22 protein-coding genes and 1 other RNA gene are annotated in these 24,352 nt (G+C 38.5%); 12 read left to right on the forward strand and 11 right to left on the reverse strand.

What is annotated here, in order from left to right:
* Positions 1-43 precede the first annotated feature (43 nt).
* Positions 44-1,246: an aromatic amino acid transport family protein gene (locus tag RB214_RS05195; RefSeq protein WP_309168540.1), complete on the reverse strand. Its 1,203-nt coding sequence runs from the start codon at positions 1,244-1,246 to the stop codon at positions 44-46.
* A 216-nt stretch (positions 1,247-1,462) separates the two neighbouring features.
* On the opposite strand from RB214_RS05195, the gene RB214_RS05200 reads away from it, so the two are divergent.
* Complete coding sequence (locus tag RB214_RS05200) at positions 1,463-2,356, forward strand: DMT family transporter (protein ID WP_024595662.1); 894 nt, start codon at positions 1,463-1,465, stop codon at positions 2,354-2,356.
* A 5-nt stretch (positions 2,357-2,361) separates the two neighbouring features.
* On the opposite strand, the gene RB214_RS05205 is transcribed toward RB214_RS05200, so the two are convergent.
* Positions 2,362-3,240, reverse strand: coding sequence for an OmpA family protein (locus tag RB214_RS05205; RefSeq protein ID WP_309168541.1), 879 nt, complete (start codon positions 3,238-3,240; stop codon positions 2,362-2,364).
* 202 nt (positions 3,241-3,442) lie between these two features.
* Here RB214_RS05205 and rnt point away from each other — a divergent pair, with 202 nt between their 5' ends.
* Positions 3,443-4,147 (forward strand): ribonuclease T, encoded by a 705-nt coding sequence (rnt, locus tag RB214_RS05210; protein WP_002961267.1) that lies wholly within the window; start codon positions 3,443-3,445, stop codon positions 4,145-4,147.
* Here rnt and RB214_RS05215 read toward each other — a convergent pair.
* On the reverse strand, positions 4,131-5,756 hold the full coding sequence (locus RB214_RS05215) for a FapA family protein (protein WP_309168542.1): 1,626 nt from the start codon (positions 5,754-5,756) through the stop codon (positions 4,131-4,133). The genes rnt and RB214_RS05215 overlap by 17 nt on opposite strands.
* Before the next feature lie 116 nt (positions 5,757-5,872).
* Between RB214_RS05215 and RB214_RS05220 the strand changes: the two genes are divergently transcribed.
* The 5 genes from RB214_RS05220 (at position 5,873) to RB214_RS05240 (ending at position 11,141) form a co-directional block, all read left to right on the forward strand.
* On the forward strand, positions 5,873-7,183 hold the full coding sequence (locus RB214_RS05220; RefSeq protein ID WP_309167426.1) for an IS4 family transposase: 1,311 nt from the start codon (positions 5,873-5,875) through the stop codon (positions 7,181-7,183).
* Positions 7,184-7,444: 261 nt separating this feature from the next.
* Positions 7,445-7,801, forward strand: a transfer-messenger RNA (tmRNA) gene (ssrA, locus tag RB214_RS05225).
* Positions 7,802-8,379: 578 nt separating this feature from the next.
* Entirely contained in the window at positions 8,380-9,051 is a 672-nt protein-coding gene (locus RB214_RS05230; RefSeq protein WP_309168543.1) for a P-loop NTPase fold protein, read from the forward strand.
* Positions 9,052-9,102: 51 nt separating this feature from the next.
* Complete coding sequence (locus RB214_RS05235; RefSeq protein WP_008465246.1) at positions 9,103-10,305, forward strand: IS256 family transposase; 1,203 nt, start codon at positions 9,103-9,105, stop codon at positions 10,303-10,305.
* A 65-nt stretch (positions 10,306-10,370) separates the two neighbouring features.
* On the forward strand, positions 10,371-11,141 hold the full coding sequence (locus RB214_RS05240; protein WP_375144336.1) for a hypothetical protein: 771 nt from the start codon (positions 10,371-10,373) through the stop codon (positions 11,139-11,141).
* A gap of 214 nt (positions 11,142-11,355) precedes the next feature.
* Here the strand turns inward: RB214_RS05240 and RB214_RS05245 are convergent, their stop codons facing one another.
* From RB214_RS05245 to RB214_RS05260, 4 genes are all read right to left on the reverse strand, one after another.
* Positions 11,356-11,712, reverse strand: a complete 357-nt coding sequence (locus RB214_RS05245) for a hypothetical protein (protein WP_309168544.1) — start codon at positions 11,710-11,712, stop codon at positions 11,356-11,358.
* Positions 11,713-11,756: 44 nt separating this feature from the next.
* Positions 11,757-12,461, reverse strand: coding sequence for a hypothetical protein (locus RB214_RS05250; RefSeq protein ID WP_309168545.1), 705 nt, complete (start codon positions 12,459-12,461; stop codon positions 11,757-11,759).
* Between the two features lie 156 nt (positions 12,462-12,617).
* Positions 12,618-12,914 carry a hypothetical protein gene (locus tag RB214_RS05255; protein WP_309168546.1) on the reverse strand — a complete coding sequence of 99 codons (297 nt, stop codon included), beginning with the start codon at positions 12,912-12,914 and terminating at the stop codon, positions 12,618-12,620.
* A gap of 35 nt (positions 12,915-12,949) precedes the next feature.
* Positions 12,950-13,954 (reverse strand): YHYH protein, encoded by a 1,005-nt coding sequence (locus tag RB214_RS05260; protein ID WP_309168547.1) that lies wholly within the window; start codon positions 13,952-13,954, stop codon positions 12,950-12,952.
* Positions 13,955-14,140: 186 nt separating this feature from the next.
* On the opposite strand from RB214_RS05260, the gene RB214_RS05265 reads away from it, so the two are divergent.
* Positions 14,141-14,899: a sulfite exporter TauE/SafE family protein gene (locus RB214_RS05265; protein ID WP_309168548.1), complete on the forward strand. Its 759-nt coding sequence runs from the start codon at positions 14,141-14,143 to the stop codon at positions 14,897-14,899.
* Between the two features lie 176 nt (positions 14,900-15,075).
* Here RB214_RS05265 and RB214_RS05270 read toward each other — a convergent pair whose 3' ends face one another.
* Together RB214_RS05270 and RB214_RS05275 are read right to left on the reverse strand one after the other, a co-directional pair.
* Positions 15,076-15,711, reverse strand: a complete 636-nt coding sequence (locus RB214_RS05270; protein ID WP_165743642.1) for an NAD(P)-binding oxidoreductase — start codon at positions 15,709-15,711, stop codon at positions 15,076-15,078.
* A gap of 183 nt (positions 15,712-15,894) precedes the next feature.
* A complete protein-coding gene (locus tag RB214_RS05275; RefSeq protein ID WP_309168549.1) occupies positions 15,895-16,218 on the reverse strand; it encodes a hypothetical protein in 324 nt (107 codons plus the stop codon).
* A 318-nt stretch (positions 16,219-16,536) separates the two neighbouring features.
* On the opposite strand from RB214_RS05275, the gene RB214_RS05280 reads away from it, so the two are divergent.
* Positions 16,537-18,018: an OmpA family protein gene (locus RB214_RS05280; protein ID WP_309168550.1), complete on the forward strand. Its 1,482-nt coding sequence runs from the start codon at positions 16,537-16,539 to the stop codon at positions 18,016-18,018.
* 57 nt (positions 18,019-18,075) lie between these two features.
* On the opposite strand, the gene mnmC is transcribed toward RB214_RS05280, so the two are convergent.
* Positions 18,076-20,085, reverse strand: a complete 2,010-nt coding sequence (mnmC, locus tag RB214_RS05285) for a bifunctional tRNA (5-methylaminomethyl-2-thiouridine)(34)-methyltransferase MnmD/FAD-dependent 5-carboxymethylaminomethyl-2-thiouridine(34) oxidoreductase MnmC (RefSeq protein ID WP_309168551.1) — start codon at positions 20,083-20,085, stop codon at positions 18,076-18,078.
* 179 nt (positions 20,086-20,264) lie between these two features.
* On the opposite strand from mnmC, the gene fabB reads away from it, so the two are divergent.
* On the forward strand, positions 20,265-21,476 hold the full coding sequence (gene fabB / locus RB214_RS05290; RefSeq protein ID WP_004335606.1) for a beta-ketoacyl-ACP synthase I: 1,212 nt from the start codon (positions 20,265-20,267) through the stop codon (positions 21,474-21,476).
* Positions 21,477-21,577: 101 nt separating this feature from the next.
* Here the strand turns inward: fabB and RB214_RS05295 are convergent, their stop codons facing one another.
* Positions 21,578-21,943, reverse strand: coding sequence for a hypothetical protein (locus RB214_RS05295; protein WP_024596750.1), 366 nt, complete (start codon positions 21,941-21,943; stop codon positions 21,578-21,580).
* 51 nt (positions 21,944-21,994) lie between these two features.
* On the opposite strand from RB214_RS05295, the gene RB214_RS05300 reads away from it, so the two are divergent.
* Both RB214_RS05300 and ggt read left to right on the forward strand, forming a co-directional pair.
* On the forward strand, positions 21,995-22,537 hold the full coding sequence (locus RB214_RS05300; protein ID WP_024596749.1) for a GNAT family N-acetyltransferase: 543 nt from the start codon (positions 21,995-21,997) through the stop codon (positions 22,535-22,537).
* Positions 22,538-22,635: 98 nt separating this feature from the next.
* Positions 22,636-24,309 carry a gamma-glutamyltransferase gene (gene ggt, locus RB214_RS05305; protein ID WP_309168552.1) on the forward strand — a complete coding sequence of 558 codons (1,674 nt, stop codon included), beginning with the start codon at positions 22,636-22,638 and terminating at the stop codon, positions 24,307-24,309.
* Positions 24,310-24,352 lie beyond the last annotated feature (43 nt).

Genomic DNA, 24,352 nt, shown 5'->3' on the forward strand with positions numbered 1-24,352 from the left:
GTGCGGTTTTTTATTATCTAAATTAAAACAAAAACAAAAAGCTTTAACCGATAGCAGGAATTAGCCCCGCCATTTGCATAAACTGCGCAGCAATAATCGTTATGCCACATATAGCTGCTATGCCAAGCCCAACATTCCCACTTTTAACTTTGTAGCCTGTTTTATTTGATGTTGTACGCTGTTTATAAACCATTGCTACAGGCAAAAATATTGCAAGTACGACAAGTGCTATTGCAGCGTAACCTAAAGCCATAATAAAGCCTTGAGGATAAAATAATGCAAAGCCAAGCGGCGGAGTAAACGTAATTAAGGCCGTTTTAATTCGGTCCGTTTTATTGTCGCCTTTTTTAAATGTATCAGCAAAAAAATCAAATAACCCTAAACTCACCCCTAAAAATGATGTCGCAAGTGCTAAATCAGCAAATAACTTAACGGCCGTTGCCACACTTGGGTTATGCGCAATACTTGCCACGCTAGATACAAACCCATTAAGACCTTGGCTGTTGAGTAAATCAGCTTGGCTCATAATACCTTGGCTAAGTAGTTGCCAAAAAATATAAATAACTAAAGGTAGGGCGGCTCCAGCAATCATTACTTTGCGCAGTACTTTTATTTCAACACCAACATATTTAACAATAGAGGGGATAGAGCCATGAAAGCCAAACGAAGTAAATATAACCGGTATAGCTGAAAGGATTAACCCTTGCTCTACAGGCATTTCTAATAAATGCTTACCTTGTACATAAGGGGTTAGCATGTAAAACAAACTAGCTAATACAATAATTTTTATTGTAAATAACACTCTGTTTAGTTTATCTACCTTGCTAGTGCCCAGCGTTACCACACTTGCAATAATAACAGCGAGGATCACAGAGCCAAACTGTGGGGCTATATTTACATCAAAGCCTATATTTATACGCGCTTGAAGTTGTGCACCACCACCTGCAATATAAGCAGCGCATAAAGCGTAAAATAAAAAAACCATCGAAAAATTCGCAATGTATTGTCCGCGCTTTCCAAGCCATAATTTAGCCAACGTATTTAACGTTGCATCGCGTGGTGCATATTGGTGTAGCTCTAGCATGAGTAGTGCGGTGTAGGACATTAGTAACCAGCTAGCAATTATTAATGCAAGCGCGGTACTAAACCCAAGCCCGGCAGATGCTATTGGCAATGCCAACATACCTGCACCAATAGTTGTGCCTGCAACAATTAACATGCTTCCAGTTGTTTTATTTTTAAGCACTTAATTACCTTAATTATTATTAATATACATGCACGATATAACTAGTTACTCAAATCTCAAATAGTTTTGTAATAAAAGAGCGGTATTAAAATGTAACTTACAATTTACAACTGTATTTATTAAGGACTTGTATGCATTTAAAAGTATTAAAATAGGGTGGTGAGGGTATAATTTTATATACGTTGGATTGCGTTATAAAACGCTAAGGATTGGCATGTGCCGGTAAAAGTATCGTATTTTTTTATGGTTCTCATTTGGTCTACTACACCTCTGGGGATTGTGTGGAGCAGTGAAACAGTATCGCCAACGCTTGCTGTATTAATGCGTATGCTGGTGGGGTTGTTTTTAGGTGGTTTAATTGTTGCCATAACAAACATTAGAGTACCTTGGAGCAAAAATGCGTGCTTACTTTATTTTTATTCGAGTATAGGTATTTTTGGCGGTATGTTACTGAGCTATATGGCAGCTAAAACAGTCCCTTCGGGTATTATTTCGCTTATGTTTGGCCTTGCACCTATCTTGTCGGGGTTGCTTGCTCAGCAGTTATTAAATGAACCTAAATTTAGCCCGATTAAATTAGTGGCGTTAGCGTGCGCCTTAATCGGCTTATATTTTGTTAGTTATAACCAAGTACAAAACTCGCAAACTCAAGGGCTCGGGTTACTTTATGTGTTTATGGCTGTCTGCTTTTTTAGCTTAAGTGGTGTGATGATCAAGCGTGTACAGATTGCGATTCATCCTATGGCGACAACATTTGGTGCCTTAGTTTTTGTAACCCCACTCTTTTTTATTGCTTGGTGGTTATTAGATGGTCAGTTGCATATACAGAACTGGAGTGCAAAATCATTGTGGGCAATTGGTTATCTAGGTGTGTTTGGATCTTTAGTTGGGGCTTTGGCGTATTTTCATGTACTGCAAAACCTAAATGCGAGTACGGTATCACTTACTACGCTCATAACTCCTAGCTTTGCGTTAGGCTTAGGAGCTTGGCTAAACAATGAGCCATTAAGCCAAGAGCTAATCATTGGTGCGGTTATTATTTTAATTAGCCTAGGTTTTTTCCAATTTGGTGATAAATTTTTAAAGCGAAAGAGAGTAAGCGCAAATTAGTTTTACTACATTTTCTCTATTTGAATAATTAAACGACGGTTTTTGTCTCGGCCTAAAATGTTATCGTTATTATCAACAAAGCGTTTTTCGCCTAAGCCGGTGGTTTGTACTTTTGCTTCATCGACACCCAAGCTCACCATATAATCTTTTATAGTTTTGGCGCGCTTGCGCGATAAATCTAAGTTATTCCAGCGGCCGCCATAACTATCGGTGTATGAGTCAATGCTAATGGACTCTATGCTTGCGTCATTTTTTAAATACTCAGCAATCTTATCAAGGCGTTGTTGCGAGGATTTAGTTAATTTACTGCTGTTAGATTGATAGTTCATTACAGTAAACGAAATATCTTCAAAGCTGTAAGGGAGTAGCTCATCGCGGCATTGTAAAAAAGCCCAGTAAGCTTGTTTAAAGTTTACACTCGATATACCAACGGCAATTTTATCGGCACTGTTTTGCCAGTCTTGATAATAAAAAGTAGGGTAGTAGCCTTTTTCAAGCTCGCTAAGCATCTCCCATGCGGTTTTATTACCCAGCTCGCCATCAAACTTTTTAAGTAATTTCATATTTGCAATATCGCGAGCCGGTAAGCCTGCACGCCAAGACGGTGGCACGGCTTTTAAACCAGCAATTGCGTAGTTATCTGGGCGTACAATCATATCTAAATTAAACGTTAAGTTTTTATTTTTACTTGCTGAAGCTTTAAAAATAGCTTCCCCATAATAAGGAACCTCATGATTTAATTGGCATTGTAAGCGCGTTGTTTTAACGACTTCCCAGTTGGAGTTGTCTTGGGTTGCTGTATATTGGCGCATAGCAGCTTGCGAGTGAGTACTGTAAAGCACTGCACTTATACTAAGGCTAATAAATAACAACTTATACTTCATGGTGCTCTCCAGCTATCCGGGAATGCCAATAATTTGGCAAATTAACGACTGCAATGATTAGTTTGTTCTCTACGTAACTAACTTATAAGTTAAAGCAAGTTATGTGCCTACAATTTTAAAGCAATAAATACTTAAATCCCCTAGCCTAGGGGGCATCAATTTTGACATAATAGTCAGCTTACACGTATAAACAAAGAAGACTATGGCAAATACTGAGCAAACACCTTTCGCAAAACGCTTTCGTGGATTTTTTCCTGTTGTTATTGATGTTGAAACTGCAGGTTTTAACAAAGAAACAGATGCCTTGTTAGAAATAGCAGCTTCTGTTTTAAAAATGGATGACGAAGGACTGCTCAGCATAGATCATACTGTTCATTTTCATGTTCAGCCATTCGAAGGCGCGAATATAGAACAAGCAGCCATCGACTTTAACGGCATAGACCCGTTTTCACCATTACGTGGTGCAGTACCTGAAGACGAAGTAATTAAAGAAATATGTAAAGTAGTACGCAAAGCGCAAAAGGCCGCAGGGTGCCAACGCTCAGTTATTGTGGCGCATAATGCCGCATTCGACCATGGCTTTTTAAATGCAGCAATAGAGCGTAATAACATTAAGCGTACACCATTTCATCCATTTGTAAGCTTTGATACGACATCTTTAGCGGGTTTAGCGTTAGGGCAAACAGTATTAGCAAAAGCATGTAGAGCGGCAGGTATCGAGTTTGATAACAGCCAAGCGCACTCAGCGCTTTACGACACAGAACGTACAGCTGAGCTCTATTGTCTAATAGTAAATCGCTGGCAGCAATTAGGTGGTTGGCCATTAGCGCCAACCGACGATTGCGACGCAAATGGCGAAGTTGAAACTGAGACACAAAATAACGAAGAAACTAAAACGTCTGAGTAATTTTACCCTCAGTTAGCTTAACTAGGTGGGGCGGGTAAATACGCGAAAATTGTTTAGAATCTTTCGCTATTTTAAGCTCCACACCAGGGTGCATTAATTCATTTACTTTTAAACGACTACTGGCAAGTAATTGCACTATTTTTTGCTTAATAAGTAGTTTTTGACGATGAATATGCGCAGAGCGTATTTTTATATGCTTTTCATTTTCAGTTATCTTATTCATGAATTGCTGGCGCTGAGCAGCCCCCGCAATTTTACTCGCTTTTTCACGAGCCTGTTGTAAAGCGGTTACTTTAGTCGCAAGTACTTTTTCAAAATCGGTTATTTGTGTTTGCTTTTGGCGAAGCTCAAACCAGAGTTGCGCTAAAAATACGCGCGTTTTAGTACCCGCTGGCGCGCCTAGCTCACCCGTTTCAATGCGCATAGCATCTAAAATATTACCGCCAATAATTTTACCTCGCGGATCATTTGCTTTGCCTACACGTATTAACCGCCTAGCGCTTAAATCACAATGTAGAGCTTGGCGTTCAATAAATAAATCTTGTTCTGATTTAATATTGCAGTACTGAGCATAACCAATAGAAATAGTTCGTTGAGCGGTTATAGAGCATGTAAATGCTTCCTCGCCTTCACGTTTTCTACCAATTGCGCCAAGCATAATGGTTACCGCACTTTTACTTTCAACAGCTCCTGATTCTACAAAACCCAGTACCGTAATATCACCATTGGCTTTTACACGCATGCCGTCTTTAATATCGCCAGTAATAATTACGCTACCATCAAAATCAACGTGGCCTGTACTTACATCTACATTATCAAAGCATAAAACGTCATCTACACGCATACCTCGGGGTAGGGCAACGGGCACACCTTTGCAGTCGGCAATAAGCATATTAGGATTATTAGGATCTACTTTTGTACCTTCGAAAGGCTGGAGTTGGTGATCTGTACCTGGTTTTGCACTAATTGAATCGCCAAATACCGTATAGCCATCTTCTCCAGGGGTAGCGGCAATACGCTGCATTAAGGGAGTACCAGGTTTTACGGTGATAATAGCGCCAAGATTTTTCATATCAACCTTACCACCTTCCTTAGCTTGTGGGCTAAGCACACGGTCTTGGGCTGTTGAGCATAAACGCACAAATTTAGCGTCGCTGCCTTTTTTAGGATTACGGCCATGTGCAATTATGGCGCTATAAGAGCTTCCTGCTGGTTTTTCAAACTGCTGGCCTAAAAAGGTATCAAGCGCGCGTGGGCTTATTCCTTTTTTAACACCTGCATTAGCAAGCGCTTTTTGCGCACCTTCCATAGACAAAAGCGCGCCGCCTTTAGCGGTAGTTAATGTTGCTTCTGCGACCATGTTTTTTTCATCAATATTAATGACAAGCGACGCATCTAGCGCTTTAGCAACGACAAGTGATACTTCCTGATAGTTTTTAGTTGGCGCAAAAAGCTTTCCAATATTGGCAATGACAGCTTCGTACTCACTAAACTCAGATTGTTCGAGCATTTGCGTAAGCTGAGTACTCGTAACAGGAAAGCCACTATCAATAGGGTGACTAACTAAAGAGACAACCCCTGTATTTTGATCAAATGAAAAAACCGACATTTATTAATTCCCTACTCTATGCCTAATGCCGATCATTTAAGAATTAGTTAATAGCACTTGAACGATCTTCTAGGTATGTAAGAATCCGAATTCTTTTGTAGAATTCGGATTTTTTTATGCAACTTTCTAATGCTCTCGATATTATTAACAACATCAAACCTAATGACGTTGAAACACTCGCAGACTTACTCCCTTTATCTCTTATCGAAGAAGCCTATGCACTGACCGAAACCGTTACACTACGAAAAAGAAAACTAACCCTAGAATCGATGGCTTGGTTGTTGATCGGGATGGTTATTTATAATGACAAATCGATGGCCGATGTCGTTAATATGCTCGACATTGTTGACCGCGATGGTAAGCCATTTGTTGCGCCAAGTGCTTTAACTCAGCGTCGTAAAAACCTAGGTGAAGCCGCCATGAAAGCCTTATTTGAATGCACCCAAAGGCATTGGAATAATGACGCTAATCATCCTCATTGGAATGGGCTTACCTTGCTTGGTGTCGATGGTGTCGTTTGGCGTACGGATGACTCACCCCAAAACAATGAAGCCTTTACAAAACCGACTAATACACAATACCCACAGGTCAGAATGGTGTGTCAAATGGAGCTAAGCAGCCACCTAATCACGGGGAGTGCTTTTGATGATTACAAGGTCAATGAAATGGTGCTGGCTGAAAAGCTTATAGAAACCACACCCGATAACAGTCTCACTTTATTCGACAAAGGTTTCTATTCTTTAGGGCTTTTACATAAATGGCAAACAACTGGCAGTGAACGCCATTGGCTAATCCCCCTGAAAAAAAATGTGCAATATGAAGTTATTCAAACATTAGGGCGTAATGATAAATTAGTCCAACTTAGCAGCAACCCAAGAGCAAGAAAGATGTGGCCAACGCTGCCTAACACCTTAATCGCGAGGTTAGTGACTCGAAAAATAAAGGGGAAATCATATAGTGTGATGACATCTATGACAGATCCGATGCGATATCTATCAGCCGATATAGGTGATTTGTACAGTCACCGCTGGGAGATAGAGCTTGGTTATCGGGAACAAAAGCAATATATGCTGGGCAATCGATTAACATTAAGAAGTCGCTTACCAGCGCTTGTAAAGCAAGAGCTGTGGGGAGTGTTGCTTACTTATAATATGGTGCGATATCAGATGGTAAAAATGTGCCACACATTAAAAGGTGATTATTTACCGTACCAACTGAGTTTCAATGGTAGTTTAGCTCAAATAATGAGGTTGCTTGTTGGATTACCTTATTCAACACCTGGAGCCATACCACGTCAATTAAAATACTTTTATGCGATGGCAGAAAGCCTAATTCTAGAGCCTCGAAGGGATCGAGGTTTTCCTCGTGCAGTCAAGCCAAGACCACAGCGGTACGCTAGAAATAAAAAAGCCGCTCACCTTAAGTGAACGGCATTACTACTCTATGCCTGTTATTATTTTTGTTTTTTACAACTAAAGGTTTAGAAATGACAAAAACCTTAACTCCTTATTTGAACACAGGTTAAACACATTGTTAAGCAAATGTTTATATGGGCTTGCATAAACTAAATTTTGGTTACTTAATGCTCGGTTAGTGCACGCAATTAAAATAAAGCGTTACTAGGCCTTGAGTATCAGCACTTTACTCAGTTATACTGTTTGCACGCTCTGGATTGAGTTACTAATTCAGGGGCTGATTAGGATTCGACGGAATTCAAGAAGCCCAAGGTGCATGTCGAGGTGCGGTTTGCCTCGTTAAACAGCCGCAACCTAAAGTAATCGCAAACGACGATAACTACTCTCTAGCAGCTTAGGCTGGCTAGCGCTCCTTCCATGTATTCTTGTGGACTGGATTTTGGAGTGTCACCCTAACACCTGATCGCGATGGAAACCCTGGCCGGGGTTGAAGCGTTAAAACTAAGCGGCCTCGCCTTTATTTACCGTGTTTGTCCGGGACTTAAAGGTTAATTAAATGACAATACTAAACATGTAGTACCGACGGTCGAGGCTTTTCGGACGGGGGTTCAAATCCCCCCAGCTCCACCAATAAAGGTTTTTGAACTCGTTATTCGAAAACCATAAGAAACCCGCAACTTGAGCAATCAGGTTGCGGGTTTTTTTATGGATGCGATTTGAGTTGATTTCTTAATATTCAACTCATGTTTTTATATGCAGTTTAAAGTCATTATAAAATATTAATACCAAGGTGGTCGTTACTTGGCTATCCGAAAAATAACTCAAAAAACAAATAGTGTTCCTTTTATTGAATTTATTTTATAGATGATTTTTGATGCCAAAATGACGGTTTAAATGACGGTTTAAATGACGGTTTAAATGACGGTTTAAATGACGGTTTAAATGACGGTTTAAATGACGGTTTAAATGACGGTTTAAATGATAGTTTAAGATTATCACACCTTGATAAATCAATAATTAGCTTTATTATCAATGATCTCAATATCAAAAATGCACATTAGCAATTAATACAGGCAGGTCGCTCAGTACTGTTGAGGGGAGTATTAATTATTTAGAGGGCATAATATGATAGTAAAAATCGTTAAAAAAACAGCTGGTTATTGGCAGGTAAAGTAAATAATAATTTTTGTAATGGATTATAAAGCTATATGAAAAACACGAACTGTAAATACCCCGAGTGGTTAGAAAAATATACATTCGATAACTGTAAACTTAATCGTAAAGAGTATGGTGAGTTTTTAACTAACTATATTAAGGGTGAACACGACGGCTTTGTGCTTAACTTAAATGGTGCTTGGGGAACAGGCAAAACTGAATTTTTAAGACGCCTATACACACACCTGACGAATGAAGGGCATCCGACTATTTATATTGATGCATGGGAAAGTGACTTTTCGGAAGTTCCATTATCAGTAGTTGCTAGTGAGCTAATTAATCAACTTTCAATAATTAACCATAACATTGGCTCTGATTTGGATAAGTTAAAAGGCTTTCTAGGTAAAGCGTTAAAGGGGGCTGTAATAGCTGGGGCTGGTTTGGCTACCAAGCACCTTGTGGATGACTCTGCTGCAGGAAGAGAAGTAGTAAAAACTTTCTTTGAAACCTCACCCAAAGAATTTCTTACGAGTATAAAGAAAGATCATGAAGAACAAGTAGAAGCTATTAAAAGCATCAGAAAAGAACTAGGACTTTTAGCTGAAGTGCTTGAAAGGAATCATGATAAAAAGTTGCCTGTGATAGTATTAATCGATGAGCTTGATAGATGTAGACCTAATTACGCCATAGAAATGCTAGAAGTGATCAAGCATTTTTTCAGGTAGTGTTTAGAAATCTGTGTCATTTCAGTATTATTAAGAAAACAGGAGTGACACATGACTCAATCTTTCGACTTCAACAAAGCATTAGCTGAACTTCAAGCTGGTAAAGGCCTTACTGGCGAAGACGGTGTTCTAACACCATTAATTAAACAACTCACCGAAGCGGCTCTTAAAGCTGAATTAGAGCAGCATTTAGAATCTGAGACCCAAGTTAACCGTAAAAATGGTTCAACCAAAAAAACAGTTAAGTCATCCATAGGTCAATTCGAACTTGAAACGCCCAGAGATCGTTCAGGTTCGTTTGAACCTCAGCTTGTTAAAAAGAACCAAACCAAGTTAACGCCTGAAATTGATGAGAAAATCCTATCTATGTTTGCTTTAGGTATGAGCTACCGAGATATTCGAGGCCACATACAGGATATGTATGGCGTTGAGGTATCAGAGGCCACCATCACTGCCGTAACAGACCAACTGATACCAGAGCTTAAAGCATGGCAAGCGCGCAGCTTAGACACGCTTTACCCGTTTATCTGGCTTGATGCTATTCATTATAAGATTAAAGAAAATGGGCGCTACGTGAGTAAGGCTATTTATACCGTACTAGGTGTCAATATCGAGGGCCGCAAAGAGTTACTTGGTTTATATATCTCTGAAAGTGAAGGGGCTAACTATTGGCTATCAGTATTAACAGATTTACATAATCGTGGTGTATCCGATATTTTAATTGCCTGTGTTGATGGACTAAAAGGCTTCCCTGAAGCAATAGCAACAATCTATCCTGACGCCGAAGTGCAGGAGTGCGTTATTCATCAAATTCGTAATTCGATGAAGTATGTTGCTTCAAAGCACCAAAAAGAGTTTATGGCTGACTTGAAACCCGTTTATAAGGCAGCCACTAAAGATGCAGCAGAAGCCGCTCTCGCCGAATTAGATGCCAAATGGGGCAAGTTATACCCTATCGTTATCGAGTCTTGGCGTCGAAAGTGGGGCAATCTGTCGGTTTACTTCAAGTATCCAGATTACGTGCGAAAAGCTATTTATACCACAAATGCAATTGAAGCTGTACATCGTCAGTTTAGACGACTCACCAAGACTAAGGGAGCATTCCCTAATGAAAACAGCTTGATGAAATTATTGTATGCAGGCATATTGAATGCCTCGAAGAAATGGACAATGCCAATCCATAATTGGAATCTGACATTGTCGCAATTGGCCATCCACTTCGAAGGTAGGTTAGATGGTGTGCTAGATATTTAGCAACTTAGGCTGACACAGAATTCTGAACGCCCTCTTTTTTCACGACCAAAAACTTTGTTTTTGTTGTGGCTACAGATACTACACAACTGCAAGAGTCGATAAGATCAGTTTACGGTTCTAATTTTGACTCTAATACTTATCTAAAGCGTTTTTTTAATCGAGAAGCTAGGTTAGCAGAGCCAGATCTCGAGCACTATTTAAAGTTACAAGAAATAGATTTAACGTTGTATTCTGATGAAAAGGTAGTTCTTTACCCTAAGATAATAAATAATCCCAAAGACAATATACGTCATTATATAGTATGGCTGGCTAAAGCTTACGAGTTGAGTTTGAGGGATGTTGACCAGTTAATTGATAAATTAAAAGCTTGTTTAAGATCAGCCTTATTTGCTGAACAAAACTCTAATAAAGTTCAGATGATAAATATATTTTCTTTATTGGTCGGAATAGTAGAGTTCGATTTAAAGAGTACAAGTTTTGATGAAAGGAAAAGTGACAAGCCATGTATAGATGGTGGTTTATACAAACATAATATTTTGCTAGATAATCATGATGGAAATGTATTTTCTGAACTATATGAGCTCAATATGCATCATTCAGTGGAGCATAGTATTGAATTTCAAGATAGCTGGGGTGACAATAAAAAATGTTTAGTTTATGGCACTCATAGTAAGGTTTATGGAAAAGATTATAGCCACTTCAATGGAGTTATAAAAAAGCTATTCCATGAAGTAGATAGTAACTTTTTCAACTTTAATCAAAAAACAGATGAAGTGAAAGTTTGGTTCTGGCCCGATTACCAAAAAGTGATAAAGCTGGCAGGAAATTTAGATTAATAAAGAAATCTGATTGAACATACCTAGCTATTTTTATTTTAGTACCATTTAGTTTGTTTACTATGTTTAAAGTTCTGTTAAAACAGGGGTTCAAGGGGTTAATAAAGACTCCACCAATAAAGGTTTTTGAACTCGTTATTCGAAAACCATAAGAAACCCGCAAATTTGTTAATCCAAATTTGCGGGTTTTTTTATGGAATTTATAAAATAAAGTTTAAGAATGTCTTATTGCGCGTAGCTTCATTTTTATTGCAATCACAAGCAGGCTGAATAACGACAGCATACTTATTAATAACGTTAGGTTAAGTATGGGGTTACTTGGCTCGTAGGTAGTGACAGGGGAGTTGTTTGTAGTTTGCGAGTTTTGCTGTTGCCTAATATAGCTTTGGCTGATCCAATCTACCGCGTTTATCCATTGTACTTTGGCGGGATCAGTATTGTTTAGCATCCCTATTGCATGCTTATCGTTATCTAAGCCTTTTGAAAGTTGTACCAGTTGCTGCCAAAATTCATTTTTAGGGCCTAGGTCATCTATTTCTTGCAGGTGCTGTTGTAATTTATTGCCCCCCATTGTTTTTATATCAGCTTGTCCTGTACTTTGCGCGTAGCTATTTATTAGCGATGAAAAGCGACTAAAGTACTCATTACTTTTTGTAGGGTAGGGTTAGCTGCTTGCTCGTTTGTTACTTTTTGTGTTGGTTGATTTAGGCTGTTTTGATCAATCAAATATTGTTTATAGTTTTGGTAACTTAAGCTGTTTGTAGTTGTGTTATTTGTGGTTCCATTATTTAGAGTGCCAAAGTTGTTTTTAAGTGCATTAACACTGATCACTACGCCTATTATGGTAATAATACAAAGTGCGCAATAGCAAAAGTAAAATGCGCTTTTTAAAGTGTTACGCAGTAATTTATATTTATTATAACTTTGCTTAATAGCTGCAGCTGTATTTGGGGCTTCACCTGTATCTAGGCGTTCATTTTGTATTGAGATATTTTTGCCGCTAGTGCTTTCACTAATGTGTTTATCTGTATTTTTACTGTGCTCAGTGAGTGCTATTTGATTATTTTGAGACTTAGAGGTTACAGTAGAGAGTTGAGGTTCTACATTAGTAATCAAACCTAGCTTTTTTAGTGAGGATTCTGTTTTAACAGCATCAATACTCGATAAGTCTTTTTTTAAAGCGTAAGCTTTTCCATCAAATAACTGAACAACAATATTATGAGGAATATTAAGAAGTTGGCTGAGTTGTTCTTGGGCAGAGGTAAGGTCAGTATTTTGATATAACTGACCATTAAAAACAATTTTAAATGTAGCGCTCACGTTAGTACCTTGCTTGTGTAATTCCATTTTTGGAATTTTATTTTTATTATTTGATACACAAAGTTAACTTAACAGATAAGGGGTATGCTTTCTAATGATTTGTGATTAAAAAAGCCTTAACAAACAGCGTTAAGACTTTGGCGTGTAGCTGTTACTTTATCGTTTAGCGAGTGATTTTACAGATTGCTTTTGATCACTTGCTGGTTGGGTTGCTTTGTCTATTAATGTTTCGAGTGGTTTATTTCGAACGCACATAAGTACTTTGTTCATTGCTTGGCATGTGCCAGTCGCTTTTTTATCATGGCTTGTGTAGCTGCAATCTGCATTAATGGCTTTTGCTTCACATGCTTCCCAAGGCGCATTTGAGCCGTGGCCTGCATGACTTAGCGCTGAGCATGAGGCAGCAAGTAAAAAGCCAGTGGTTAGTGTTTTTATCACGTTAAATATTTTCATTAGTATCTCAGTTAATTATTTGGCCAGAATGTGCGTTATCTTGCGGTAGCACCTTTAAAGCAACCAATAAACATGTTTTCAGATACATCGGCTGCATGGTAGTGGTATCCGCGTGTATCGTCGGTATGGCCTCTACATTCGTCTAAATTAGTGGGTTCTAATTCATCTTCGTTAAGCATACCAAATATACCAAATCCATCGAGTGCATAACCCATCATGGCGGCATGACCGTCTAATTGAATTTGTGTTTGGCTACAGCCTGCTTCACCGTGGTAGTGATAGCCTGCTACTAAGTTAATATGCCCAGCGCAATCATCAAAGGCTGCAATAGTGTATGCGCCTAAAATAGCCTCAACAGGGGCTGGTGCAGCAAGTACAACACCATTGAGAGCAACACCTACATTAGCATTACCAATACTGCTGTTTTGAGTGGTTGCAACGGGCGTTATTGGTATTAAAAATGATTCTGATATACCGCCATCAACATAATCAATAGAGCATTCTACGCAGTGGTTTTGGTATTGTTCTTCTACGTTTGGACGTGCAGCGCCATCACACGATTCTTGTGTGTCTGTTACATTTACAAGGCCTGTACCTTCGTCGTATAGCTGCCAATGACTATCGTTATATAATGTAGGAAGCTTTAAAATAAAGTCACCAGTTATATCATAAACCTCACCGGTGCCATCAAACCAAATACCGGCTTCGTCTGCTGTTGAGGTGATATTTCTAGGGCAAAATACACCAATCTCGTAATTTGAAGGTGCACCTGCAATATCAATTTTGTAGCATGAAGCTTCATCGCCATTACTTAGCGTACATGTTTGAGTGGTAATTGATGAAATGAGCGCATCGTTTTCAAAGTTAAAAGGGTCAACTTCTACAATGAAATCGGTTGAAGTATCTGTTGTAGTGCCCTCATCGGTGGTTGTTTCAGTTACGACGGTACTTTCAGCATCGCTACCGTTACAGGCGGCTAAACTCAGTGCAAGTATACACACTGCAAGCGGTGCTAAAATTGGTGCGTTAAGTTTTCTCATCAGAAATATCCGGTAATGAAGTTGAATGTATAATATTTGTTAAATGTGCAAACAAAGTGCAAAAACAACGCAACATAATACATTGCCTGAAATAGAGGCTTATAACGCTTGCTATAAGTGTATGTTGTACCTTTTATTGTTTAAAATACTGCGACTTTAAAGTACCTAAATAGGCAGTGGAGTTTTATGGACTTTTTACTTCCCGACAGTATGTCTTTATTTTTGTTTTTATTAATGATGATCACCGCTGGCTTTACTTCTTTTATATCTGCTGCATTTGGTGCGGGTGGCGGGCTAATGTTGCTTGTTGTTATGGCGTCGTTTATGCCTATGGCAGTTGTTGTGCCTGTGCATGGTTTAGTACAGCTTGGCTCTAATGCAAATAGGTTATTACTCAGCTTTAAGCATATTGATAAAAGCATGTTTGTATATTTTGCGTTAGGCGGCTTAGTAGGGACGGGGTTATCAAGTTTTGTTATTAATGATATATCGCTTGATGCTATGAAGTTAGTGGTCGCTATTTTTGTTATTTATTTACTGTGGGGTAAAACACCGCCAGTAAAATTAACCTCTAAGTTATGGCGTATGGTCGCCGGTGGCATAACGACTTTTATTTCTATGTTTGTGGGAGCGAGCGGGCCATTAGTTGGTAGCTGTTTATATATAAATAATTACGAAAAGTTAAAATTTACGGCAACGTTTTCGAGCATTATGAGTGTGCAGCATTTATTAAAAGCGGTAATTTATGGTGCTGTTGGCTTTAGCTTTTGGCAATGGATGCCGCTTGTAATTGCTATGGTAATAAGTGGTGCTGTAGGTACTTGGTTTGGAATTAAATTACTTAAAAGGATGGCTGGGGATAAATTTAAGCGTATTTTTAGAGTCGTTTTAACGTTATTAACGCTACAACTCGGTTGGCAAGGTATTAAAATATTACTCCACTAATTTACTTAGTGGAGTAAATTTAATTTTATTAAACATAAATCACTTAAGCGAATTAAATAACTCATTGCCTAAAAACTACCGATGCAGAGCGACTACACTGTAATTTTTTGCCTTATCGATGAACTATACTAATCTGCAATAATTGTTTATACGTTTAAATAAATTGGTATTAAAGCTTATTTAACAGCGGCTTTAATTGGTTTGTCGCCATCAAATAACTCAAAAATGCGGTTACTAATAAATGAGTTAGTCGCAATATGTAATAATGCATTGGCTACGTTTTCGCGGCTAATTTTAGCCTCAGAACGATCACTTGGGCGCTGCGTCGTTACTTGCATTGAAGCGCTATCATCAGTCAGTGTACCAGGGCGAACAATGGTGTAATTTAAACCACTATTGATTAAGTGCTCGTCAGCCATGTGCTTAGCAACTAAGTAAGGTTTTAAATCACCTTGAATCGAATCTGGGTCGTCTGCACCGATTGAGCTGACCATAATAAAGTGTTTAACGCCATGTTCTTTAGCAAAGGTAGCTGCTTTAGTTGCAGCCCATAAATCAATAAGTACAGTTTTATCATCGCCCGTATTTCCGCCAGAACCTGCAGCAAAAATCACTTGGTCACAGCCTTTTATTGCTTCGCCAAAATCGCCTTCAAGATCTTGCTCAACAATAGTTAAAAAAGAGCTGTTTAAATCACTTAGCTTATTTTTGTCACGCACTAATGCCACAACATTTTGCTCATTTTTTAAAAGTAGCTCAGTTGCCATTTTACCTATTTGTCCGCTTGCGCCAATAATTAGGGTCTTACTCATAATTAACTCCTTCCAATAAATAGTAAAAGTAATGTGCTTACAAACAGACCTTGGGGGTAGGGGATAATTTTTAAAGGGTAAAAAAGAGTTTAAATGAGCTAATTTCAAAAAATACTTTAATTAAAATTCAATACTTAACTGAGCATTAAAATTAGCTGCTTTTGGCGTGTTTTTTAGAACTTTTTATTCAACCATTATACTCACTTCGGTCACATAACTACGGCGATATAGACTAATACGAACTTTATGTTCTTGGTAATTATAAAACAAAGTGCGATATGTATTATTGCCGTTTGTTTTTAACGGCTCACCTAATTTTTGCTGATAAAAGCGAGCAATATCAGAAATTGAATCTGTTAAATAACCAGTGCGAACCATTGGGTATTCGCTTGCTACATCCATTGTTGTAACAAACTCTTCAGGAAGTGGGATTTCAGTGACGTTTTGGCTAAGTACATTAAACGATAGAGTGCATAGCAGTATTATTAAAAATGCTAAAGTTTTCATTAAAGTCCTTTAAATAATAAATTCCATTTATTGGTGCTCATTTTACCTCAATAAGCACCTTTGTCATTTAAATTTTATTACGAATTAAATCTCGTACTATAAACCGAGCAGGGTGAATAGCTTGGCTTACACGTTCGCTTAACGGGCGAGGCCCGTTATTTAAACAGCTTATTAACCGACGCATTATACAACTCTTAATATGGCTGCAGTTCAGTTATACGTTGAAGTGAGAGAAAGTTACACAAATAAGGATCGTTGAATTAAGTTTGCTCATTAGGCATAGTGCTAATGTAAACTAATACTTTAAAAGGAATTTTTATGAAAAATAATATTATCAAAGTACTTTTAATTTGTACTACCTACCTGTGCTGCATATTTAACCTGCAAGCAAAGCCATTATTAACGGCTTACCCCGATGCGAAATTAGAGAGAAAAGTCACTTTATCGGGTGAAGAAGCACAGTTTGTATCAGCCTTTAATCCTGCGCTAAAAAAATCTCAAAAATTTGAATATAAGACATTTATTGGTGATGTAAGTCATTTTTCTTATCTAATAAAGAATGTTGCTTCTTTAAAGGTAATAGAAAACTACAAAGACGCTTTAAATGATGCTGGATTTAAAGTTTTGTATATATGTTCTTTAAACGATTGTTATGAAAAGCGAGAGGATAAATTGCTGGCTGAAGAGTCGAGCTATTTCAACGTGTCTAGTTATTACGGACAACCACATTATATTTACGCAGCAAAAGGAGAGGTTCCTGAAGCTGCCATTTCGTTATTTGTTGGACAATATAAAAATACGACACAAGCGCTTTTGACTACGATCAATATTAAAGAAATTGAAACTGGGCTGATAAAAGCTGATTTTGAAGCATTCAAGAAAAAAGTTAGTAATAAAATAAAAAAATCTACACATGAAGATCTTAAAGGTTCTGCTGATCATCTTTTATTAAGTCGTTACCCTGGTAGCTATATCGAGGATTATCAAAATGTTGATTATGAGGAGTTTAGTATCCCAATTGGCAAGTCTGATAAAAAAACGAGTACTTCACCTATGCTTGATGTTACAGGAGATTTAACGCGAATTACTTATATTGCGAATAAAGTATCGACGTTAAAAATTTATCATAACTATGTGAGTGCTTTGACTAAAGAAGGTTTTGAAACCGTATTTTCTTGTCAAAAAAATGAATGCGGTACAAAAAGAAAAGAGATTCAAGCATTAGGCGATAAGCTGGCAATCAAATCTGTTTATAACTACTTTCACCAACCTAGATATCAAGTTATGAAAAACACTCTAAATGAGCAAACTACCTACGTTGCCTTTTTTATAGGTAATTATAATGGCGATTCTCGTATTCAGCTTGTTGTTGCTCGTACAGAGCCCTTAGTGACAGGCTTAATAGAAACGAATAGTGATAAAGTTCTTGAGCAGTTAGAGCAAAAAGGAAAGGCGTCTATTTACGGTATTTTATTTGATTATGATAAAGCCACTATTAAAGCTGAATCTAAAGAGGCGTTAGATGTTATTGCTCAAGTTATGGAAAAAAATAAAAAATTGAGTTTATATGTTGTTGGTCATACTGATGATAAAGGCTCGCCTAATTATAATGTAAACCTTTCAAAGCGCCGTGCTGATGCGGTTGTTAACGCATTAATTGCTGATTATGGGGTAGCTAAAGAAAGGTTATTAGCTCAAGGAGCGGGTCCTTATTCACCCGTTGCAACTAATAAAAATGATTTAGGTCGTGAACTAAACCGCCGTGTTGAATTAGTTGAAAGGTTGTCTAGTTCAAAATAATTTACGTTTTTAATTTATATGCACATTAGATCTATTATTTTAATGTGTTTACCTCATTTAAATTTTATTACGAATTAAATCTCGTACTATAAACCGGGCAGGATGAATAGCTTGGCTTACACGTTCGCTTAATGGGCGAGGCTCGTTATTTAAACAACTTACGAGATGTTCTGCACTTAGCGGTGCGCTACATAAAGCGCGGGCGCCAAAGCCGGTAAAAATATGTAGGCCTTGTAGTGGCTTATTAAGTTTCTCATATTGATAGCGTTTACCTAAACGTAGGTTAGCAAAAGCCATAGTGTAATCACTTTGTTCGCACCATTGCCCTGCCATTGGTAGGTGATCTATAAATGTGCATCGTACAGCTGCTTTTGCCGAGGTAATATTGCCAAGGGATGAGGCAAATTCACTTTGCTGATAAAAGCTAAGTAGTTGCTCTTGGTTTAACTGGTTGTCGAGCGCTGTAACTTGACGGCTTTTGGTGTTTTTTTCAAACGTGGCTCCCATACAGTGATGATCTAAATAGGCTGGGGTAAAATACCCTTTATGGCATAGCACTGTTTTAAGTTTGCGTGATTGCTCACTTGCCTCAATATGTGAAACTTGCCCGCGTACGCCTACTATTGGTAGCGCTTTTGTTTGCTCAAATGCATCACTGTGCTCGCCCGCACAAATAATTACATCACTAAAAGGACCTAACTGCTCATCATTCGTTAATAAAAACCAACCGCTATCAGTTTTTTTAAGCTGTTTTATATTGCAGTTAAATACGCTTTTAAATGGGGTTATGCTATTTGCAGCGCTTAACATGGCGTTTACTAATTGCGGAGGGTTAACCCAGCCGCCTTGCTCAAAAAACACGCCCGAATAACCTGTTTCTACGCCGGCTATTTCGTCGCCTTGCTCTGCGGTTACGTTGTGCATTAGCTGGGTTGGCCACAGTTGTTTTTGTGCTAAGTTTTCATGTTTATCGGCCAGAGGTTTTTTTACTGCGTGTTGTAATACGCCGCACCAATCGTAATCAAAATTAAAACCACTGCTAAGTAAGTTGTTATATAGGCGCTTTGCGTATAAAAAGCTATGTGCAAACAATTCGCTGTGCGGTGAATTTTTAGCTTGTAGGTGAGGGTAGATAGCGCCTTGCACATTGTGCGATGCCCCCATAGCTGGTTTTTCATCTTGGCAGAATAATTGGCTTGCTATGCCTCGTTTAGCCAAACTATATAAAATGCAGCTACTGGCTATACCGCCGCCAATGACCGCTACATTTTTTAAAGCGCTGCTATCTTGATGAAAATATGCAGGAGCTGATTGAGCATCATTTACGCACTCTAGCTGGCCAACAAGCATATCTCTTTTTTGGCCAAAGCCTTTGGCTTTTTTAGTATTAAAGCCTGCATCAATTAATCCACGGCGAACAAAACCTGCTGAAGTAAATGTTGATAAGGTTGCACTTGCCCTTGATATATTGACCATAGAATTAAATAAACTTTGCTGCCACATTTCGGGGTTTTTACTTGGCGCAAAACCATCTAAATACCAAGCGTCAACAATTCCCGTTTGCGGATAGCTCATAGCTTGTATTGATTCAAGTGCATCTCCAAAGTATAAATCGAGAACAACAAGTCCATTGTCAAATTCGAGTCTGTGGCATCCTTCTAAATTAATTGGGTATTGTTTAGATAATTTGTTACTAAAGGCGCTTAATGATGGCCATGCCTGTAGTGCTTTGTTTAAATCGTCTATGTGCAGTGGATATTTTTCAAATGAAATAAAGTGTAAGCGTTTAACACCATTATCTAATTGATTTTGAACTTGTTGACGTGCAAGGTGGTCAGTAAAGCGTTGCCATGTATTTAAAAAGTTTAAACCTGTACCAAAGCCGGTTTCGGCAATAACAAAATGTGGCTGGTCATGATTTTGTAATCGTACATCTATATTATTTTGCTCATAATACACATAATGCGATTCAGCTAAGCCATCGTCATTAGAAAAATAAATATCACCGAAGTCATTAGCGAAAGGTGTACCTAAATTATTAAAGTGTATATGTGCATTTTTGATCATGATTTTTTAATTTTATAGATATATTTTTTAATTATTTTACGGGTTTTCTTTGAAATAGTCTGGCGTTATTTATAAGCTAGCAGTTCAGAGTACAAGTGTACGCTAGAAAGCTGACCACTTAGGTGATTAAATTCGCGTAAAATAGAATGCAATTAAGTATTAAGCTAAGGGAATTACCCATGAGAAGAGCTGTAATTACAGGTATCGGTGTTGTATCAAGTATAGGTAACAACAAAGAAGAAGTATTAGAATCGTTAAAAACGGGCAAAAGCGGCATCGCTTTTAATCAAGAATTTGCCGATTATAAGTTACGTAGTAACGTATCGGGTAAAATTGATATTGACGTTAAAGCACACGTTGACCGCAAAGCAATGCGCTTTATGGGAGATGCTGCTGCTTACTCTTATATTTCAATGACGCAAGCAATTGAAGACTCAGGTTTGTCTGACGACCAAGTATCAAATGAGCGCACGGGTATTATTGTTGGCTCTGGCGGTGGTTCGTCTAAATGGCAAGTAGAAGCTGCTGATATTTTACGTGAAAAAGGCGTAAAACGTGTAGGGCCTTATATGGTGCCACGCACTATGGCGAGCACTACATCTGCTTGTTTAGCAACACCATTTAAAATTAAAGGTGTTAACTATTCAATTAGCTCTGCATGTGCAACATCTGCGCATTGTATTGGTAATGCAGTAGAGCAAATCCAGCTTGGCAAGCAAGACGTTGTGTTTGCTGGTGGTGGTGAAGAGCTACACTGGACATTGGCAATGGAATTTGACGCTATGGGCGCACTTTCTACTAAATACAATGAAACACCTGAAAAAGCGTCTCGTACATACGATGCAAATCGCGATGGTTTTGTTATTTCTGGCGGCGGCGGTATTGTTGTAGTTGAAGAACTTGAACATGCACTTGCACGTGGCGCGCACATTTACGCTGAAATTGTTGGCTACGGTGCAACATCAGATGGCTACGACATGGTTGCTCCTTCTGGCGAAGGTGCAGCACGTTGTATGCGCCAAGCTATGCAAGATGTAGATAGTATTGATTACCTAAACACGCACGGAACATCAACGCCTGTAGGTGATGTTAAAGAGTTAGGTGCGATACAAGAAGTGTTTGGTGGTAAATCACCAATGATCAGTGCAACTAAAGCAATGACGGGTCATGCCCTAGGTGCTGCAGGTGTTCACGAAGCTATCTTCTCATTATTAATGCTAGAGCACAGCTTTGTAGCACCTTCAATTAATATTGATGAGCTAGATGAGCAAGCGACAGGTTTAGATATTATTACTGAGCGTCGTGATGTTGAGTTAAATACTGTAATGTCTAATAGCTTTGGCTTTGGTGGCACAAACGCGACTTTAGTTATGAGTAAGTACAAAGGTTAATTTGAGCTTATAAGCCCTATATGCAAACGCATAACTGGGCTAAATAGCCCAAAACAAAAAAGGAAAGCCGAGGCTTTCCTTTTTTATTATCGAAAGTTTAATTAACCTTCGTTATGTTCTTGACGCGCTTGCTCAATTTCGTCTGCAATTTCTTGCGCTTTTTGCTTAGTTTTTTCAGTTAACTCGCCAGCAGCTTCTTTGCTTTTAATCCATGCGTCAACCGCAATCTCTTTGCCGTCGTCGTACATGTCTAAGCCCATTGCTTTACTTTGCTCTAATAGCTCGTTTAAAGACTCGTCATTTTTAAGATCGTTAGTTGTCTCTTTAACGTCGTTCCATGCATCACCAAGCTTTTCTTGCATTTGTGCGCTTTTATCTTTTGCATCTTCTTTTACTTCGTTGGCATCTTCACAACCAGTTAATGTAATTAAAGTGCCTAATAAAGCTAAACCTGCTAATTTATTCATGTGCTATCTCCTTTAGAGACTGATAATTAATTCGAGGCAGACTATACAACAATGAAAATGAACGCCCCCGTAACAAAACGATTAAATTTTAAATTAATGAATGAGCATGATTGGCCTCAATTATTTGAACTCGACCAAGACCCAGCTGTAATGCAGTATTTAACACGAGGTGAACCTACCTCTTTAGAGCAAATAAAAAATGAGGGAGTGCCTCGTATGCTCGCATATCGAAATGAGCTTAAAGGCTGGGGGCTGTGGAGTATCACTATAAAGCAAACCAATACATTTATAGGTTGGGTATTAATAAGGCCTATGTGCTTTTTTACTGATGCACCAAACTACAGTGATATTGAAATAGGCTGGCGCTTTAAGCAAGCAAGTTGGGGGCATGGTTATGCAACCGAGGCGGCTTTAGCATTATGTGATGAGCTTATAAAGCAAGATGACGTTAAGGCGATAAGTGCAACGGCACTAAAAGATAATACGGCCTCTATAAATATAATGAAAAAGCTAGGTCTGCAATTTATAAAAAATTATACACATACAGACGAGCAAGGCGACTTACCTGCGGTGCTTTATTCAAAAAGTGTTTAAAGATGATTAAATATCAACAGTATAAAGATTGACCTGTCCTTAAGTGACGTGCATTAATAAGAATGCGTAACTAAAAAATAATAAATTAAGGATGTTGTATGGGATTGCTTTTTTCACCAAATAAATTAATTGTCAAAAGTGTGCTGGTTTTACAGTTCGCTGCTTTTAGTGTTTTAGCGCAGCCTTTATCGCAAAGCGCGGTAGCAATGCCTGACTCGTTCAGTGCCGATGCTGCTAAAAGTATATTAGAGCAAGGCGGTAATGCTGTTGATGCGGCTATTACGGCACAATTTGTACTTGCAGTAACGCTTCCTGAAGCCGGCAATATTGGCGGCGGGGGATTTATGCTTATTCAAAAAGATGGCAAGGGTGATTTTATAGATTATCGCGAAACAGCGCCAACAGCAGCTCATCGTGATATGTATTTAGATGAGCAAGGTAATGTTATTGCAAACAAATCAATATATGGCATTCACGCAAGCGGTGTACCTGGCAGTGTAGCGGGCATGTGGCTTGCCCATCAAAAGCATGGCACTTTAAAGTGGGAAGAATTAGTACAACCTGCGGTAACGTTGGCTGAGCAAGGGTTTGTAGTTCCGCCTAAGTTAGCAAAAGGTGTGAGCTATTATATAGCCCACCTAAAAGAGCAAAAAATAAATGTAAACTTCGAAAAATACTTTGCTGATGTAAAAGCTAATAAAGTATTTAAGCAACCCGAGTTAGCGGCGACGCTAAAGCGTATCCGTGATAACGGCCAAGATGGGTTTTATAAAGGCGAAACTGCAAATATTATTGCTAAATTTATGCACCAACATGGCGGTATAATTAATCAAGATGATTTAAAAGGTTACACCGCTAAATCACGTACACCTATTAAAGCGAGTTGGAATGGTTATGAAGTACTTACCTCGCCACCGCCGAGTTCAGGTGGTATTGCTATTTTACAGTGGCTTAAAATGTATGAGTTACAAAAACCAGATGCGGGCTTAGCGCATAACTCTACTCAGTATGTACACTTACTTTCTGAAATAGGTAAACGTGTATTTGCAGATAGAGCGGAGTATTTAGGCGATCCTGACTTTTTTGATGTACCAGTCAACGCATTAACTAATATTAACTACCTCAAAGAGCGAAGTAATGGCATTTCATTAACCGCTATCTCGACTACCGAAAATATTAAACCGGGCCTTAAAGAAAGTGAGCAAACTACGCACTTTTCAATCGTTGATAAAATGGGTAACGCTGTCGCAAATACCACCACAATAAACTTAGGGTTTGGTAGCGGTGTAGTTGTTGAAGGTGCAGGGTTTATTTTAAATGATGAAATGGACGACTTTAGTGCCAAGCCAGGTGTTATGAATGTGTTTGGTGCAATAGGCGGTAAAGCTAACGAAATACAGCCGCACAAGCGTATGCTTAGCTCTATGACGCCTACAATACTCCTTAAAGACAACACGGTTAAAATGGTGACAGGCTCGCCTGGTGGTACAACCATTATTAGCTCTGTGTACGAATCTATTTTAAATGCGGTAGAGTTTGATATGACTGCAGAGCAGGTTGTAAATAGCCCTCGTTTTCATCATCAATTGTGGCCTAAAAATATAATTAAAACACACATAGGTTTAACCGATAGCGTAAAAGCAGAGCTTACAAAAATGGGTTACACCATAGATGAGAACCACTTTGGTGACTTACACGTTATTATTAATAAAGAGGGCCAATTAGATGCCGCTTCTGAAGCATCAGGACGTGGTAAATCAATTGTTTTTTAAATAAAAAACACCGCGTTAAGAGCGCGGTGTTTTAAACAATATA

The organism is Pseudoalteromonas sp. HL-AS1, assembly GCF_031198785.1.
GTDB classification, from domain to species: domain Bacteria; phylum Pseudomonadota; class Gammaproteobacteria; order Enterobacterales; family Alteromonadaceae; genus Pseudoalteromonas; species Pseudoalteromonas distincta.

Bases quoted from the DNA above. Each gene is read 5' to 3' on its own strand.
- mnmC (WP_309168551.1), bottom strand. From the start codon at position 20,085: ATGATCAAAAATGCACATATACACTTTAATAATTTAGGTACACCTTTC.
- RB214_RS05280 (WP_309168550.1), top strand. From the start codon at position 16,537: ATGAAAAATAATATTATCAAAGTACTTTTAATTTGTACTACCTACCTG.
- RB214_RS05235 (WP_008465246.1), top strand. From the start codon at position 9,103: ATGACTCAATCTTTCGACTTCAACAAAGCATTAGCTGAACTTCAAGCT.
- RB214_RS05265 (WP_309168548.1), top strand. From the start codon at position 14,141: ATGGACTTTTTACTTCCCGACAGTATGTCTTTATTTTTGTTTTTATTA.
- ggt (WP_309168552.1), top strand. From the start codon at position 22,636: ATGGGATTGCTTTTTTCACCAAATAAATTAATTGTCAAAAGTGTGCTG.
- RB214_RS05215 (WP_309168542.1), bottom strand. From the start codon at position 5,756: ATGTCGGTTTTTTCATTTGATCAAAATACAGGGGTTGTCTCTTTAGTT.
- rnt (WP_002961267.1), top strand. From the start codon at position 3,443: ATGGCAAATACTGAGCAAACACCTTTCGCAAAACGCTTTCGTGGATTT.
- RB214_RS05230 (WP_309168543.1), top strand. From the start codon at position 8,380: ATGAAAAACACGAACTGTAAATACCCCGAGTGGTTAGAAAAATATACA.
- RB214_RS05255 (WP_309168546.1), bottom strand. From the start codon at position 12,914: ATGAAAATATTTAACGTGATAAAAACACTAACCACTGGCTTTTTACTT.
- RB214_RS05275 (WP_309168549.1), bottom strand. From the start codon at position 16,218: ATGAAAACTTTAGCATTTTTAATAATACTGCTATGCACTCTATCGTTT.
- RB214_RS05260 (WP_309168547.1), bottom strand. From the start codon at position 13,954: ATGAGAAAACTTAACGCACCAATTTTAGCACCGCTTGCAGTGTGTATA.
- RB214_RS05300 (WP_024596749.1), top strand. From the start codon at position 21,995: ATGAAAATGAACGCCCCCGTAACAAAACGATTAAATTTTAAATTAATG.
- RB214_RS05270 (WP_165743642.1), bottom strand. From the start codon at position 15,711: ATGAGTAAGACCCTAATTATTGGCGCAAGCGGACAAATAGGTAAAATG.
- RB214_RS05205 (WP_309168541.1), bottom strand. From the start codon at position 3,240: ATGAAGTATAAGTTGTTATTTATTAGCCTTAGTATAAGTGCAGTGCTT.
- fabB (WP_004335606.1), top strand. From the start codon at position 20,265: ATGAGAAGAGCTGTAATTACAGGTATCGGTGTTGTATCAAGTATAGGT.
- RB214_RS05220 (WP_309167426.1), top strand. From the start codon at position 5,873: ATGCAACTTTCTAATGCTCTCGATATTATTAACAACATCAAACCTAAT.
- RB214_RS05295 (WP_024596750.1), bottom strand. From the start codon at position 21,943: ATGAATAAATTAGCAGGTTTAGCTTTATTAGGCACTTTAATTACATTA.
- RB214_RS05245 (WP_309168544.1), bottom strand. From the start codon at position 11,712: ATGGGGGGCAATAAATTACAACAGCACCTGCAAGAAATAGATGACCTA.